This window comes from Undibacterium sp. WLX3042 (assembly GCF_049544825.1).
Lineage (GTDB): Bacteria > Pseudomonadota > Gammaproteobacteria > Burkholderiales > Burkholderiaceae_D > Undibacterium.
In genome coordinates this window covers 3,474,608-3,488,893 of sequence record NZ_CP186698.1, presented here as the reverse complement: position 1 = coordinate 3,488,893, position 14,286 = coordinate 3,474,608, and the positions used below count along the sequence as shown (strand labels likewise).

Below are 14,286 nucleotides of genomic sequence, written 5' to 3'. Positions count from 1 at the left end.
TTTTTATATCGATATCTTTATGAAAAAAGTCATTGAACTGACGAGCTGGAACCGGCGCGAACACTTTGCTTTCTTTTCCCGCTGCGATGAACCATTCCATGGCATCGTCGCCGATATTGACTGTGACGCTGCCTATCATTATTGCAAGCAGACAAAAACGTCCTTCTTCCTGTTTTATCTGCACCGCGTTTTACAGGCGATTAACGATACTGATGCGATGCGCTATCGCATTGAAGAAGGACAAGTCGTTGAGTATGCAAAGATACACGCAAACGCCACTATCAGTCGCGAAGACCATACATTCGGATTCTGCCCGATACAGTTTGATGAGGATTTCGCGGCATTTTCAACACATGCCGGCAGTGCAATGGAGATAGTCAAAAACAGTTCGGGACTATGTTTTACAGAAGAATGCAAACGCAACGATGCGATTCATTTTTCTGCGATGCCGTGGATTCATTTTACGGGCATCACACATGCGCGCCGTCATGACGGCATGGATAGTGTCCCGAAAATATCAGCAGGAAAATGTCATCTGCAAAATGGAAAAATGCAGCTGCCTATCGCCAGCTTCGTTCATCACGGACTAGTTGACGCTTACCACATCCATCAATTTCTGAGCCGGTTGCAACAGGCCATGAACGAACTACCAGAGGCATAATTCAAGCATGCCTCACTACAGCCTGTATTCCATGCGGGCTGGCAAGGCACAAGCCCGTACCCACCAGCACCAGCTTCAAATGGCACATCAGGAATGGGAATGGATGGATCGCAAAATGTCTCAAGCCCCACCAGACAAGACCTGATCAACACCACGATTCGCTAACTGATCAGCGCGTTCATTGCCGGGGTGACCGGTATGTCCACGTACCCAGCGCCATTCAATCTGATGCGTCATCTGTGCCGCATCAAGTTCCTGCCAAAGATCGACATTCTTAACCGGGGCCTTCGATGCGGTTTTCCAGCCCTTGGCTTTCCAACCGGTAATCCACTCTGTAATCCCCTTCAACACATACTGACTATCTGTATGCAAAACGATATGACATGGTCGCTTCAGCGCGCCCAGCGCGCGGATTACCGCCATCAACTCCATGCGATTATTGGTGGTTTCCCGTTCGCCGCCGAATAACTCTTTTTCTTTCGTCCCTGCAACCAACAAAGCACCCCAACCACCGACACCCGGATTGCCCTTACAAGCACCATCTGTATAAATTTCTATCTTATCCATATTTATTTTTTTGCTTTATTTGCGACCGGAATAGCGGCACCGCGTACAACGCGCTTCTGCTTCAATGCAGGTCCTATCATGCGCATACCGCGCACCCGCTTAATTGCCTGCATGACGTAGACTGAACCGAAATACGGCCACCATCGCTGTCCGGCTTTTTCCATGAATTTAAAACGATGCAGCCATTTTTCTGAACGACACGACGGCGCGTAACAACCGAAATGCACTTGCCCGATTTCCATATTTAATAATTTCAGCCAGTCTTTCAAACGGGCGGGACTAATGAACTCGCCTTCATGCGGCAGATAATAGTTTTTATTCAGACGCCCGACAAATTGCCTTGCGCCCCACAAACTGGTCTGATTGAAACCCGTCACGATCAACCTGCCTTCAGGAATCAACACTCGTTCCACTTCGCGCAACATCTGATGTGGTTCAGCAGCAAATTCCAGTACATGCGGCAAAACGATGAGGTCTATGCTCTGCGTTTCAAAAGGCAGCTCAGAAAAATCATGCGTCACCACGACCCTGCTCGCATTTTCTTTCATCAGATTCGTCAAATCAGGATTCGAACACCATCGATGCGGCATGCGGCTTGCAGCGAGCGCGTTAATTTGTGGCAAGCCTATCTGTAATGCATTAAAACCAAAGATATCGACCGTGATTTTCGCCAGCAAGGCTTCTTCCCAGTCGCGAATATACCGTCCCGCAGGTAACTCCAGCCAGGTGTCGAGGTCTATAATGTTCTTTTCCACAGCTTCCATGCGTGCGTATGACGAATTCCCTGAGTATATTGACTGTGCCCGCTTTTGACGACAATTATCTGTGGGTCATCCACGACGGCAAACATGCGGCAGTCGTGGATCCCGGAGATGCGGCCCCGATCTTAAAGACTCTTGAAGCACATCAACTGACATTGTCAGCCATTTTACTGACGCATCATCATAGTGACCATATCGGTGGCGTTCCTGCGTTATTGCAGCACTTTAACGTGCCAGTGTATGGCCCTGCAAATGATGGCATTCAGGCTGTCAGTCATCGATTAGCAGAAGGCGACATCGTTGATATTCCTGAGATGAACTGGGCGCTGCAAGTAATCGCGGTGCCGGGACATACACTAGGCCATATCGCCTATTTTGCATCTGCGCAGCATTGGTTGTTTTCCGGCGATACACTGTTTGCAGGTGGTTGCGGGCGCGTGTTTGAAGGAACGCCAGCACAAATGCTGTCGTCACTCGATAAACTGGCTGCCCTACCCGATGATACGGCGGTTTATTGCGCGCATGAATACACTCTGTCTAATTTACGCTTTGCTAAAGAAGTTGAACCAGATAATCCAGCCATCGCAGAACGCTTACTCCGCGAACAACGCAAAAGAGACGAAGGCATACCGACCGTGCCGGGACAGATAGGACTGGAAAAGTATAGCAATCCGTTTTTGCGCAGCCGCGAACCTGCTGTTATTGCACGCTTACTCAGTACCGGAAAAATATCTGCCCATCAAGATGATGCTTCCACTTTCGCCGCATTGCGAGAGTGGAAAAACAATTACCGATAATTACCGACAATATCGAGAAGCCGCATCTGTCACTCAGTGCGGCCTCAACAACGTTACTGATTTTTCATGTCTGAACAAGTTCAATCCTTAAAATCCCTGACCTTATTTTGTAAGGTCGTCGACAATTACGGCGACATTGGTATCTGCTGGCGTCTGGCAAGACAACTGGAGCGAGAACATCACATCGACGTCCACTTGTGGGTCGATGATCTGCGCAGCTTTCAGCGGATTTGTCCTGATGTGAAACTGAATATCAATACACAGAACGTCGCCGGCGTCATCGTGCATCACTGGCGCGACCAGAACGGTACATTTACGCCGGAAGATGTCAGCGACATCGTCATTGAATTTTTCGCCTGTGACATCCCCCCCTCCTACATTCAGGCAATGGCGCAACGACAGCCTCGTGCGGTATGGCTGAATCTGGAGGGCTTAAGTGCGGAAGCATGGGTGGAAGGCTGCCATACGCTGTCATCGCCTCACGGCTCACTTCCGGTCACAAAATATTTTTTCTTCCCAGGTTTTAATAGCAAAACCGGCGGCCTACTGATAGAGTCAGAATTAGAGCAACGGCGTCAGCAATTTGTTTCAGACCCGGCGACGATCGCGGAGTTTCTATCCGGTTTAGGATTAAGCAGAAATGAAATTGACGCGCTGAAAATTTCATTGTTCTGCTACCCACATGCTCCTGCCACTGCCTTGTTTGAGGCATGGAAAAAAAATGCAACGCCCATCACTTGCCTGGTGCCGGAAGGTGTTGCTATGGAAGCGGTTCAGGCATTCACAGGCCAACCCGCAAAAGCTGGCAGCGTTACCACGATCGGTGCACTGACCATACGCGTACTGCCGTTTGTACCGCAACCTGACTATGACAAACTGCTGTGGGCATGCGATCTGAATTTTGTCCGCGGAGAAGATTCGTTTGTCCGTGCACAATGGGCAGCGAAACCATTTGTCTGGCATATTTACCCACAAGATGAAAATTTACATCATGTAAAGCTAAATGCATTTTTAAAATGCTACACGCCTAATACAGAACATCTTGCCGCAATGATGCTTGCGTGGAATGCCGTGACAAGCCTCCCTATCCAGTGGGACAGCATATGGCAGGCATTCGCAGCAGACATGCCACAAATTGCAGATCTGGCGCTTCAATGGCAACAACAATTGATCGCGAATGGCGACATGACATCCAATTTACTGAAGTTTGCTCACACAGTTCATCAGCAAAGTGTCAATAATGAACAAAAATAAGGTAAAATATGCGGTTATTTTTTAGTGTGTTTTTCAAATTGAATCAAACGGGCTTGCGGGGCATTCTGCCAGTAGGCGACAGATGATTTTTATGCAACCTACTTTTTATAATTATTCGCTATGAAACCTGCAAAAGAAATTCGTGTTGGCAACATTATTATGGTCGATAGCAAGCCTATGATCGTCTTGCGCTCTGATGTTAACGGTTCAAGCCGTACTGGCTTTACTTACAAATGGAAGATGAAAAATCTTCTGACAAACAGCCCACTGGAAAGCGTTTTCCGTGGCGACGACAAATTCGACGTTGTTGTTCTCGACAAAAAACCAGTCACCTATTCTTACTTCGCTGATCCATTGTATGTATTCATGGATGCTGACTATGAACAGTATGAAATCGAAGAAGAAAATCTGGGCGATGCATTGCATTACCTGAAAGACGGCATGGAATGCGAAGCTGTGTTCTACGATGGCAAAGCGATCTCTGTTGAGTTGCCAACGACGATTGCACGTCAGGTTGTGTACTCTGAGCCTGCGGTCAAAGGCAATACTTCCGGTAACGTATTGAAAGAAGCGAAGATCGAAAACGCGATCGAAGCGCATCAGCATACTGTACAAGTACCGCTGTTCGTCAGCCAGGATGACGTTATCGAGATCGATACACGTACAAACGAATACAAACGTATCGTTCGTAACTAATTCAGTCATAACCACTAAAAAAGCTACTCATTGAGTAGCTTTTTTTTCGCCTTAGACAGCTGTTCTCAGCTTCCGGACTAGATTGACGCAGCACAGGAAACTGAGATCACAAATCAGAACGCAGGAACAATCGCTCCCTTGTATTTTTCTTCAATGAACTTCTTCACTTCTGGCGAGTTTAAAGCCGCAATCAGTTTTTTAAATGCCGGGCTGTTTTTATTATCTTCGCGGGCCACCAGCAAATTCGCGTACGGTGAATTGGCATCTTCGATAAACAAGGAATCTTTGACAGGATTGAGTTTCGCTTCGATCGCATAGTTTGTATTGATCAGCGCCAGATCAACCTGATTCAACACACGTGGCAGCGTCGCTGCTTCCAATTCTTTAAATTTCAGATTTTTAGGATTTTCGACTATATCTTTTCTGGTCGAAGAAATATTGCCTGGATCTTTTAATTTCAACAATCCCTGCTTAGCGAGCAACAACAACGCACGACCGGAATTGGACGGGTCATTCGGAATTGCAACAGTCGCGCCATTCGGAATATCCGCTACTTTTTTATATTTGGCAGAATAAGCTGCGAACGGCTCGACATGCACCTTGGCGACAGCGACTTCGATGTCGTTTTTGTGGCTCTTTTTAAACTCATTCAGATAAGGCAGATGTAAAAAGAAATTCCCATCCAGATGTTTTTCGTTGACCTGAACGGCAGGCTGTACATAATCAGTAAATACTTTGACTTTTAAGTCCACACCTTCTTTCGCCAGCAGTGGTTTCACAAATTCGAGAATTTCCGCGTGCGGAACCGGTGTTGCAGCGATAGTCAGAGTATCGGCAGCGGATGCTGTGCCGGAAGCAAACAAGGCTGCGCTGAACGTTGTTGCCAGCAGAGCAGAGAAGTGACGTTTAAAAGAAAGAGCCATAATTTATTATCCTTAAATTTATACAAATGAATTACTTACGGGTAAATCGTAAAACCAACTTGTCTCCGAAGAATTGTAATAACTGCACCAGCACGATCAGTATCGTTACGGTCACGACCATCACATCGGTCTGAAATCGTTGATATCCAAAACGCAGAGCCAGATCACCAAGGCCGCCGCCACCGATCACACCCGACATCGCGGCATACGACACCAGGGTTATTGTGGTCACGGTTGCAGCAGCCAGCAAACCAGGCAAGGCTTCGGGTAACAAAGCGTGAATAATGATCTGATGTGTTTTCGCCCCCATCGCCTGACAGGCCTCAATAATGCCGCGATCGACTTCACGTAAAACGTTTTCTACCAGACGCGCAAAAAAAGGTGCAGTCCCTATCACCAGCGGCGGAATCGTGCCCGGCACGCCCAGCGAAGTTCCCACCAGAAACAGCGTGAACGGGATCAACACAATCAGCAAAATGATGAAAGGAACCGAGCGCAGAATATTGACGATAAACGACAGCAATGCATAAACACCGCGTTGCTCTAACAGTTGATTTTTACCGGTCAGGAATAGCAACACCCCCAAAGGTAAGCCCAACAGCACGGTAAAAAATAAAGAGAAACCCGTCATCGTCAAGGTATCCAGTGTCGCCTGTGCGATGTCTTCCCAGTCTATGTTTGAAAATTCCATCAGTGCGCTCCTTCAATGATTTCTGTACGTACATCGAGGTCGCGTAACAAATTCAATACCACCGCAATTTGATCCAGTGTTCCCGACAATTCCACTAACAGCTGACCATACGGCGTGTTCTTGATGCGGGAAATTGTTCCCTGCAAAATCGTGATGTCTGCTTTGGTCTGCGCCGCGATACGACTCAGTATCGGTTCATGCGTTGCTGCTCCGACGTAGGTCAGACGCAGCAACTGACTGTTTTCATGACGCTGAATTCTCTGCAACAGGTCGAGATCAAGTGCCTGATTTTCTGCGACCAGACTTTGCGTTACCGCATGTTGTGGATGCAGGAATACATCGGCAACATCACCACTCTCAACAATCTCGCCAGCGTTGATCACCGCAACCTGATCGCAGATTGTGCGTATCACCTGCATCTCATGCGTGATCAGCACGATCGTTAATCCCAGTTTCTGATTAATGTCTGACAGCAGGCGCAGAATGGCCTGCGTCGTTTCAGGGTCAAGCGCCGAGGTTGCCTCGTCACACAACAAAAGATGCGGGTAATTTGCCAGCGCACGGGCAATACCTACCCGTTGCTTTTGCCCGCCCGATAATTGCGAGGGAAATTTATGTCTCTGATCACTCAGCCCGACCAGTTCCAGTAACTCATCGACGCGCTTCTGACGTGCATCTTTGCTGTAAGCACCCGCGAGCTTGAGAGGAAAATCTATATTCTCAGCAATGGTTTTTGCGTTCAACAAATTAAAATGCTGAAACACCATGCCGATACGCTGCCGTAAGCTGTGCAACTGTTCTGAATTAAATTGAGTGATGTCCTCTCCCTCAATCAGCACCTTGCCGCTACTTGGTCGCTCAAGCAAATTCAACGCCCTCAGCAACGTGCTCTTGCCTGCGCCTGAACGTCCGATGATGCCAAAAATCTGCCCCTTGCGAACAGCCAGATGTATGTTGCGCAACGCATGCACTTCGCGCCCACCAACGTAGTAATGCTTTTCTAATTGTTCAATATGAATCACTGAATTTCAAACCAATAAATAACGAATGATGGATTTTATCGAAGATACCAAATTCGCTCCAATCATATAAAGTAACTTGTATATACAAAAATTCGTATAAGAGATGCAATCGCGTGTTTCCAGTACTTCAGAAATTCTTATTCAAGATTGACGTAGCAAAAAAAATGCGGCCTCAGCCGCATTTTTTTTCGATTAACGAAAATCAGGATTTCGACAAGACACCCTGACAAGTCGCTTTCTGGCCATCGTTTGCCGGTAATTTTGCACATATGCTATCCAGCTGTGCATGCACTTTTTGGAAAGTCACCTGATGCTTTCCATCTTTATTCCACTCGCCTAATTTTTTACCCATTTTTTCAAGATATGCATGATTGCGCTGATAGAAAGCATTTTCTGTTTTCGACAATTCAGCAAAGACACTTGAAACTGCTTTTTCAATACGCGCATCGTCTTCTGGCGTCAGTTCGATCAGACCAGCCACATAATTCGAACCCCATTGCAAGCGGGTTGCAGGCCCTTTTGCTGCGTTATATGCCTGTTCATACCAATTCACTGCAGCCAGTTTATCGCCACGCTTCTTCGCGTTCGAGCCCAGGGTTGACATGAAATAATACGGCGAATGCGAGCGTTTTAATTCTGCTGTCAACAAAGCATCAGAGGCATCCGGCAAATCTGCGTTGCCTAATGCATAGGCAGCGGAACTGACCACCGATTGCCGCTCATACGCGTCGCTGGTGGCCTGCTCGATTTGCGACACACGCTTCTGCACATCTTTTTGCAAGGCTGCCGACGGTTTACCATTATCAAGCTTAGCTAGCGCAATCTGCGCAATGATGGCGCTCAGTCTGTCTGTTTTCGATATGCTGTTATCGTCAGCGAGCTTACTGAGGGCGACATTCCATGCTGCAGTGAGTTTGCCACGCTGCTCTGATTTTGCGGAAGTTAAAAATTCCGTCAGCTCCGCCGCCGAACCAGCGACAAGATCAAGGTTGTCACGCGCAACTCTCGCATCTGCAAGCGACTTGATTAAGCGCTCAGTTGCCTGCTGTTTGTCGATGGCAGGAACTGTCTGCCCGGGTCTGGCGTTGGCAGCCGCAAATAAGGCTTTCAAATACAGACGCGTTGCATTTAATCCAGCCGGACTTAACTCGGACAAACGCAATAACGTCGCTGGCAAATCTTTGTTGCTCACCAGCTTTTGCTGAGGATCATCCCATGAATAATCCGCCAACAGGCTCCAGTCATCCTGCTTCAGCGACTTATTTCCCGCTAATGCCAGTTTTAAGGAATCCGCCACCGATGCCGAGGTATTCAATGCCAGCGTCAGCACCTGAAGATAGCGTTCAGAATCCACTTCGCCGGGTAAACGGGTGATTTCAGTGCCATCCGGTCTGAACAGTATCATTGTCGGATAACCGCGTACTTTAAATTGTGCAGCGAATTTCTGCGCTCCCGGGCTATCACCATCCAGATAGACGGGAATAAAATGCCTTGACTTATCAATGAATTCCTGGCGATTGAATATCGTTGCCTTGACCTGATTGCAAGGCGGGCACCAGACCGCTCCCCAGTAGAGAAATAAAGGTTTTTTGCTGGACTTTGCCAACGCGAAAGCCGCATCCACATTATTATCTTTGCGCCATTCGATACCACCCGCTTGCGCAGCATGCGCAGAGGCACTTGCGGTTTTTTCCTGTGCTACGGCCAGCGGTACAGCCAACGCAATGGACATCAGCATGACCAGCGTACGGACAGAGAATGAAGAATTTGTTTTCATAAAGTAAGTAAAAATACAAATGAGGCATTGAGTGTAGCAAAATAATATGAACAAATTCGACTCAAAAAGACTGAGCACTTAGATTGTTTTCAAGAAACGATATACAGAAAAATCATTGCTCCTTCTTCGACAAATGCATTTTTCATCTAAGTAAAGAAGAATACTATCGTTTCCTTCTGTGCTTAATTTATGGAAGATAGCGGTAACTTATATTTGGGAGATCGCACATGAAAACGAATACCGGTTCACAAGCGCAACGCCGTTTAAGCATAGCCGCAATCGCAGCGATGCTTGGTGCCAGCCTGCTTGCGCCCTCACTCAGTGCACGGGCAGCCGAGCCGCTGCTGAACGCGTCTTACGATGTCACCCGTGAATTATTTAAAGAAGTTAATCCAGCGTTCATCGCAGAATGGAAAAAGAAAACCGGAGAAGCCATTACGATTAATCAGTCACATGGCGGCTCCAGCAAGCAGGCACGCTCTGTCATCGACGGCCTGACAGCTTCAGTAGTTACGATGAATCAGGCAAACGATATCGATATCCTTGCGGAGAAAGGTCTGGTTCCGCAAGACTGGGCAAAATCATTCCCTAATAACTCCGCGCCATTTTATTCGACCATGGTGTTCCTGACGCGCAAAGGGAATCCTAAACGCATCGCCAGTTGGGACGATCTTGGCAAACCTGGCGTCAAAGTGATCATTCCCAATCCCAAAACTTCCGGCAACGGACGCTATTCCTACCTCGCTGCGTGGGGCTCTGTCATTAAAAGCGGTGGCAACGAAGCACAAGCGCGACAGTTAGTTGATCGTCTGTTTAAAAATGTCCCGGTACTCGATGCCGGCGGGCGCGGCGCGACCACTACTTTTACGCAAAGAGAAATCGGCGACGTCTTAGTCACTTTTGAAAATGAAGTGCAACTGGTTAAACAGGAATTTGGCGATCACTATGATGTCGTTTATCCCAAAATATCGATACTTGCAGAGTCACCTGTTGCTGTGGTCGATAAAGTTGTTGATAAACTCGGTACACGCAAAGTAGCAACGGCGTATCTGCAATTTTTGTACAGCGAACAAGGCCAGGAAATTGCAGCCAAACACTTCTTCCGCCCGCGCTCCGAAGTCGCATCTAAAAAATATGCAGCCAACTTCAAACCTATCACTCTTTTTACTGTCGACGAAGTATTCGGTGGCTGGAAACAGGCACAGAAAAAGCATTTTGATGATGGCGCTGAATTCGACAAACTCTATCAAAGCAAAAAATAAATTAACAAACACATTTTTGCCAATAAGCTCTGCTGCATCAGCAGGGCTTATTTTTTAGTGATAAGCATCGCGATATCCTGAAATCAACGCGTTCACACCTCAGGAATTTTTCTTACTTTTTTGCAGAAACACTTTCATTTCTTTGTCGGAACGACGGATATGTATAGATAACCAGTCCCGTAACACAGCAGACAACTGCGATGCTACGGTAATACTGCCAGCTTCATACTGGCTCTGCAATTGATTCAGTCTTTCCGTAAATTGATGATGTCCCACCTTGTGGCGCTCCAGATTCGGGAACTTCAGTGTGGTCATCATTTGCTCTTCACGATGAAGATGGTCTTTTGTATAGGTAATCAGCTCACTCATGATCGCCTCTATTACCTCCTGACCACGCCCTACGCTGGTCGCAGTATGCAATTCATTGACCAGATGAACTAATTTTTTGTGATCTTCATCAATAGGCCCGTTATCGATCACCATATCGTCGGCCCATTCAAAATACGCCATATTGTATCCAGACTAAACGTTGAGCAACGCAGGTGAGGTGGCTCTCAAAGCAAGCGGAGAATGTGAGGCATCCAGCTTAAAAATACTGACAGCCTGCACCAAAGACTTCGCCTGATGATCCAGTGACTGTGTTGCTGCTGCAGCCTCTTCCACTAATGCGGCGTTTTGCTGAGTCACCGTATCCATCTGGGCAACGGCCTGATTCACTTGCTCAATCCCTGTCGTCTGCTCTTTACTTGCCATTGTGATTTCACCCATCAGATCGGCCACACGGCGTACGTGCACAACGATTTCATCCATCGTGCTGCCAGCCTGCTCCACCAATCGGCAGCCATCCCTTACATTTCCCACTGAGGTGGAAATGAGGGCTTTGATTTCCTTTGCGGCATTCGCAGATCGCCCTGCAAGCGAACGAACCTCCGATGCCACTACCGCAAAGCCTCGCCCCTGCTCACCGGCACGAGCCGCCTCGACAGCGGCGTTGAGTGCCAGTATATTCGTCTGGAACGCAATGCCATCAATCACGCCGATGATGTCCGCAATCTTGCGCGAGGATACGTTGATGGCTTCCATCGTCTGCACCACCTCACCAACAACAGCACCACCTTTTGCAGCAACCTGAGCGGCCGACTCGGCAAGCCGGTTTGCATGCATACCCGATTCAAAATTATCTCTTACTGTCGATGCCAGTTGCTCCATCGAAGCAGCTGTTTCCTCAAGCGCACTGGCCTGTTCTTCGGTACGGGAAGATAACTCCATATTCCCGTCTGCGATTTCATGCGCAGCAGCCGCCATCAGATCAGAGCCGCCACGTACCTGATTGACAATGCGTACCAGACTATCATTCATCTCCTGCATAGACTGCAGCAACTGCCCGCACTCATCTTTTGTACAGGTCTGTGCTTTTGTTGTTAAATCGCCGGATGCTACCGTACGGGCAATCCGTACCGCCTCGCTGAGTGGACGGGTAATCGAGCGCGAGATAAACCAGGTCAGCGCAATACCCGCAAATAGGCCGGTAACGATCAGCAACGTCAGCATTGCCGTCGCAGATGCAATACGATCGCGCACTTCTGCACTGCTGTTGATCACAATTTTTTTCTGTAAATTTGTCAGGGCGACGATAGGCTCTTGCAGTGCATCCAATGCAGGCAATGTCTCGGTATTCATCGTCCGGATTGCACCGGTTTTATCTCCAGCGTCAATTTGTTTCAGTACTTTAGAAAACGACGCAACATATATCCCGCGCCGCTCCGCCAGAGTTGCCAGTAACGCTTTGCCTTCAGGCAAATAAATCAATAGCTTTAGCATATCGAGCGCCGCGCTGATGACCTGTTTATTCGTCTCAATGGATTGTTTGATTCTACCTGCATGAGTAGCATCCTCAGCGATCAGAAGCTCCATGGTGTTTCGCGCATTCGCACGCGTACTGGCATTAATGACGTTCGCCGCCTCGGCTTTTACCCAATCTTTTTCAATGATTCGGGTATTGACAGCATTGACTTCTGCAAAACGTTGCAAGCCCGCTACGCCCATGCCCAGCATCATTAAAATCAGCAAGCCGAAACCGATCGACAAACGAACACCTATTTTTAAATTTGCAAATGCGGACATTACCTATCTCCTTCTTTCCAGATAGTTTCACGGCGGAATTTTCAATTCTGTAAAAATGATTTTAATGGCCCCGGATTGGACCCGATATACATCAATAGAACTACTATAGACAATGTGTTGAACTAAGCAGACATTGTTTTACCGGACGGAGATTGATACTACGCGCAGGAATGCCGCTGCATATCGATGCACAGCGACTGAATATGTCGGAGGTGTAAGGCTGAATCAGTGTTGTGTTTACGGTGGATTATGCAAACCAAGGTACATAACCGTACCAACTTTTTTGACAGAGGAGGATACGGTTCATCCGTGCTCGCCCCACCTTCATGTGGGGGAGTGATTGTTTTGTCCCTCGTTAAGACGATCAATAAAAACTACAAAACTCAATACCAGCGCGGAAATTAGACGAAAAGTCCCAAGAAAAAGCCAAATGCAAAAAATGGCGATAATTAGCAAAAAACGATATGTTTTTGCACGTTTATTGTCGCTGGATCGATAGATAAACGGTTCGGGTTTAAATAATTGTGGATAACTAGGATCATTGGCAGCATAAAGCCATGGCTTTATTTTCGATAATTTAGCGTTGTAGGCAACCACAGATGAATCAGCATCTTGTCTGAACTCATTCTCAAGTAACTGCACCAATGCTTCATCATTAAACCGCTTGCCCACGAACTGCTGACACCTTGACTTTTATATAATGGTGTCAGAATTGTAAATGCAAAATTAGTTACAAATAGAAATGAATAGTTACTTTTTTATAATTTTATGCGACCAATTTCAATAAATTCTTAATATCGGCCTCATTTTCACTGGTTTTCATGAGGTTATATAAGGAAACAACAATTTCACTCTTACGCTTTGCATCAACATGGATATTCTTCTCTTCCAGATAGTTATCCAGGAAGCGTATAGCGTATGCCAGACGCTCACCATCGATTTTTTCTCCAAAAGTATCCAGCGCTTTGTTTGCTATGCGTTCAGCCTTAGCTTCCGACTGCGATGCAGGGTCAACCAAATCGGTATTTTCTGTCCTTAAAGGTACATTACCAGGCAGATAGGCACGTGGAACTAAAAACACCTTACGAACACCGCCTAAACCGATTTTGCTTTCATATTGCCATGCCTCCTTTTCTGCTCTTGCAAGAAGAGCAGGTTTTGTTTTGGGCAATCCAGGTAAATTCATCCGCAGAATTTCACTAGCTGACAATAGCTTTTCCACTTAACGGTTCCATTCAAAAAACTGTTAACAAAACAAAACACTTAAAGAGAATCTGTTAAGCGGTTATTTTGCTTTTAAAAACAAGAACTTAAATACAAATCGAACGTAAATTCGAAAAACTTCAACAAGATTTAAGTGTTAAGTATTGACTTTACACTTAACACTTTATAAGATGTGCTCACCGACTACCCTTAAAAGGAAAAGCCATGAGCACACAACCAGCACCAAAAAAATCCACACTACCAAAAGACTGGCATCGTGCGGACATCGTTGCCGCCCTGCATAAAAAAGGCTGGTCATTACGCGCCTTATCGTTGCAGAGCAACTTAGGTGCAAGCACCGTTAAAGAAGCATTGAACCGCCCTTATCCAAAAGCAGAGCGAATCATCGCTGCAGCGATTGGTGTGGCACCAGAGGAAATCTGGCCTGAGCGTTATGCAAAGCGGAATTTTACGCCAGTTTTAACGCTTTCCTCCCCTAATTCAACACAGTCGTTGCAGTGCGCTGCCTGAACTGAATCTTAGTTTGC

General features: G+C 46.9%; 17 protein-coding genes. 7 read left to right on the top strand and 10 right to left on the bottom strand.

Annotated elements, in window-relative coordinates; genetic code table 11:
* Positions 1-19 precede the first annotated feature (19 nt).
* The gene (locus ACPAOP_RS15850) at positions 20-661 is read left to right on the top strand and encodes a CatA-like O-acetyltransferase (protein ID WP_423678851.1); all 642 of its coding nucleotides are present in this window, start codon (positions 20-22) and stop codon (positions 659-661) included.
* Positions 662-668: 7 nt separating this feature from the next.
* Positions 669-806 (top strand): hypothetical protein, encoded by a 138-nt coding sequence (locus ACPAOP_RS15845; protein ID WP_423708649.1) that lies wholly within the window; start codon positions 669-671, stop codon positions 804-806.
* Here the strand turns inward: ACPAOP_RS15845 and rnhA are convergent.
* Both rnhA and ACPAOP_RS15835 read right to left on the bottom strand, forming a co-directional pair.
* Entirely contained in the window at positions 782-1,228 is a 447-nt protein-coding gene (rnhA, locus tag ACPAOP_RS15840; RefSeq protein WP_423678850.1) for a ribonuclease HI, read from the bottom strand. The two genes, ACPAOP_RS15845 and rnhA, sit on opposite strands and share 25 nt — an antisense overlap.
* 2 nt (positions 1,229-1,230) lie before the next feature.
* Complete coding sequence (locus ACPAOP_RS15835; RefSeq protein ID WP_423708648.1) at positions 1,231-1,992, bottom strand: class I SAM-dependent methyltransferase; 762 nt, start codon at positions 1,990-1,992, stop codon at positions 1,231-1,233.
* 8 nt (positions 1,993-2,000) lie between these two features.
* On the opposite strand from ACPAOP_RS15835, the gene gloB reads away from it, so the two are divergent.
* The 3 genes from gloB (at position 2,001) to ACPAOP_RS15820 (ending at position 4,736) form a co-directional block, all read left to right on the top strand.
* Positions 2,001-2,786 carry a hydroxyacylglutathione hydrolase gene (gene gloB / locus ACPAOP_RS15830; RefSeq protein WP_423678848.1) on the top strand — a complete coding sequence of 262 codons (786 nt, stop codon included), beginning with the start codon at positions 2,001-2,003 and terminating at the stop codon, positions 2,784-2,786.
* 66 nt (positions 2,787-2,852) lie between these two features.
* Complete coding sequence (earP, locus tag ACPAOP_RS15825; RefSeq protein ID WP_423708647.1) at positions 2,853-4,040, top strand: elongation factor P maturation arginine rhamnosyltransferase EarP; 1,188 nt, start codon at positions 2,853-2,855, stop codon at positions 4,038-4,040.
* 120 nt (positions 4,041-4,160) lie between these two features.
* A complete protein-coding gene (locus ACPAOP_RS15820) occupies positions 4,161-4,736 on the top strand; it encodes an elongation factor P (RefSeq protein WP_423678846.1) in 576 nt (191 codons plus the stop codon).
* 113 nt (positions 4,737-4,849) lie between these two features.
* Here ACPAOP_RS15820 and ACPAOP_RS15815 read toward each other — a convergent pair whose 3' ends face one another.
* The 4 genes from ACPAOP_RS15815 to ACPAOP_RS15800 form a co-directional block, all read right to left on the bottom strand.
* A complete protein-coding gene (locus tag ACPAOP_RS15815; protein ID WP_423708646.1) occupies positions 4,850-5,659 on the bottom strand; it encodes a MetQ/NlpA family ABC transporter substrate-binding protein in 810 nt (269 codons plus the stop codon).
* Positions 5,660-5,690: 31 nt separating this feature from the next.
* Positions 5,691-6,350 carry a methionine ABC transporter permease gene (locus ACPAOP_RS15810; protein ID WP_423708645.1) on the bottom strand — a complete coding sequence of 220 codons (660 nt, stop codon included), beginning with the start codon at positions 6,348-6,350 and terminating at the stop codon, positions 5,691-5,693.
* Complete coding sequence (locus tag ACPAOP_RS15805) at positions 6,350-7,372, bottom strand: methionine ABC transporter ATP-binding protein (protein WP_423708644.1); 1,023 nt, start codon at positions 7,370-7,372, stop codon at positions 6,350-6,352. The genes ACPAOP_RS15810 and ACPAOP_RS15805 overlap by 1 nt, the downstream gene beginning before the upstream one ends.
* 202 nt (positions 7,373-7,574) lie before the next feature.
* The gene (locus ACPAOP_RS15800; protein WP_423708643.1) at positions 7,575-9,149 is read right to left on the bottom strand and encodes a thioredoxin family protein; all 1,575 of its coding nucleotides are present in this window, start codon (positions 9,147-9,149) and stop codon (positions 7,575-7,577) included.
* A 227-nt stretch (positions 9,150-9,376) separates the two neighbouring features.
* Between ACPAOP_RS15800 and ACPAOP_RS15795 the strand changes: the two genes are divergently transcribed.
* A complete protein-coding gene (locus tag ACPAOP_RS15795; RefSeq protein WP_423708642.1) occupies positions 9,377-10,411 on the top strand; it encodes a sulfate ABC transporter substrate-binding protein in 1,035 nt (344 codons plus the stop codon).
* A 99-nt stretch (positions 10,412-10,510) separates the two neighbouring features.
* Here the strand turns inward: ACPAOP_RS15795 and ACPAOP_RS15790 are convergent, their stop codons facing one another.
* From ACPAOP_RS15790 to ACPAOP_RS15775, 4 genes are all read right to left on the bottom strand, one after another.
* A complete protein-coding gene (locus tag ACPAOP_RS15790) occupies positions 10,511-10,921 on the bottom strand; it encodes a bacteriohemerythrin (RefSeq protein WP_423708641.1) in 411 nt (136 codons plus the stop codon).
* 12 nt (positions 10,922-10,933) lie between these two features.
* Positions 10,934-12,535 (bottom strand): methyl-accepting chemotaxis protein, encoded by a 1,602-nt coding sequence (locus ACPAOP_RS15785; RefSeq protein ID WP_423708640.1) that lies wholly within the window; start codon positions 12,533-12,535, stop codon positions 10,934-10,936.
* 324 nt (positions 12,536-12,859) lie between these two features.
* Positions 12,860-13,207, bottom strand: a complete 348-nt coding sequence (locus tag ACPAOP_RS15780; RefSeq protein ID WP_423708639.1) for a hypothetical protein — start codon at positions 13,205-13,207, stop codon at positions 12,860-12,862.
* A 94-nt stretch (positions 13,208-13,301) separates the two neighbouring features.
* Entirely contained in the window at positions 13,302-13,757 is a 456-nt protein-coding gene (locus ACPAOP_RS15775; RefSeq protein WP_423708638.1) for a hypothetical protein, read from the bottom strand.
* A 206-nt stretch (positions 13,758-13,963) separates the two neighbouring features.
* Between ACPAOP_RS15775 and ACPAOP_RS15770 the strand changes: the two genes are divergently transcribed.
* Entirely contained in the window at positions 13,964-14,269 is a 306-nt protein-coding gene (locus ACPAOP_RS15770; RefSeq protein ID WP_423708637.1) for a helix-turn-helix domain-containing protein, read from the top strand.
* Positions 14,270-14,286: the final 17 nt, after the last annotated feature.

What these genes read in the sequence shown, in the direction of transcription:
- ACPAOP_RS15850 (WP_423678851.1), top strand. Translation starts at nt 20, where the DNA reads ATGAAAAAAGTCATTGAACTGACGAGCTGGAACCGGCGCGAACACTTT.
- ACPAOP_RS15845 (WP_423708649.1), top strand. Translation starts at nt 669, where the DNA reads ATGCCTCACTACAGCCTGTATTCCATGCGGGCTGGCAAGGCACAAGCC.
- rnhA (WP_423678850.1), bottom strand. Translation starts at nt 1,228, where the DNA reads ATGGATAAGATAGAAATTTATACAGATGGTGCTTGTAAGGGCAATCCG.
- ACPAOP_RS15835 (WP_423708648.1), bottom strand. Translation starts at nt 1,992, where the DNA reads ATGGAAGCTGTGGAAAAGAACATTATAGACCTCGACACCTGGCTGGAG.
- gloB (WP_423678848.1), top strand. Translation starts at nt 2,001, where the DNA reads ATGACGAATTCCCTGAGTATATTGACTGTGCCCGCTTTTGACGACAAT.
- earP (WP_423708647.1), top strand. Translation starts at nt 2,853, where the DNA reads ATGTCTGAACAAGTTCAATCCTTAAAATCCCTGACCTTATTTTGTAAG.
- ACPAOP_RS15820 (WP_423678846.1), top strand. Translation starts at nt 4,161, where the DNA reads ATGAAACCTGCAAAAGAAATTCGTGTTGGCAACATTATTATGGTCGAT.
- ACPAOP_RS15815 (WP_423708646.1), bottom strand. Translation starts at nt 5,659, where the DNA reads ATGGCTCTTTCTTTTAAACGTCACTTCTCTGCTCTGCTGGCAACAACG.
- ACPAOP_RS15810 (WP_423708645.1), bottom strand. Translation starts at nt 6,350, where the DNA reads ATGGAATTTTCAAACATAGACTGGGAAGACATCGCACAGGCGACACTG.
- ACPAOP_RS15800 (WP_423708643.1), bottom strand. Translation starts at nt 9,149, where the DNA reads ATGAAAACAAATTCTTCATTCTCTGTCCGTACGCTGGTCATGCTGATG.
- ACPAOP_RS15795 (WP_423708642.1), top strand. Translation starts at nt 9,377, where the DNA reads ATGAAAACGAATACCGGTTCACAAGCGCAACGCCGTTTAAGCATAGCC.
- ACPAOP_RS15790 (WP_423708641.1), bottom strand. Translation starts at nt 10,921, where the DNA reads ATGGCGTATTTTGAATGGGCCGACGATATGGTGATCGATAACGGGCCT.
- ACPAOP_RS15785 (WP_423708640.1), bottom strand. Translation starts at nt 12,535, where the DNA reads ATGTCCGCATTTGCAAATTTAAAAATAGGTGTTCGTTTGTCGATCGGT.
- ACPAOP_RS15770 (WP_423708637.1), top strand. Translation starts at nt 13,964, where the DNA reads ATGAGCACACAACCAGCACCAAAAAAATCCACACTACCAAAAGACTGG.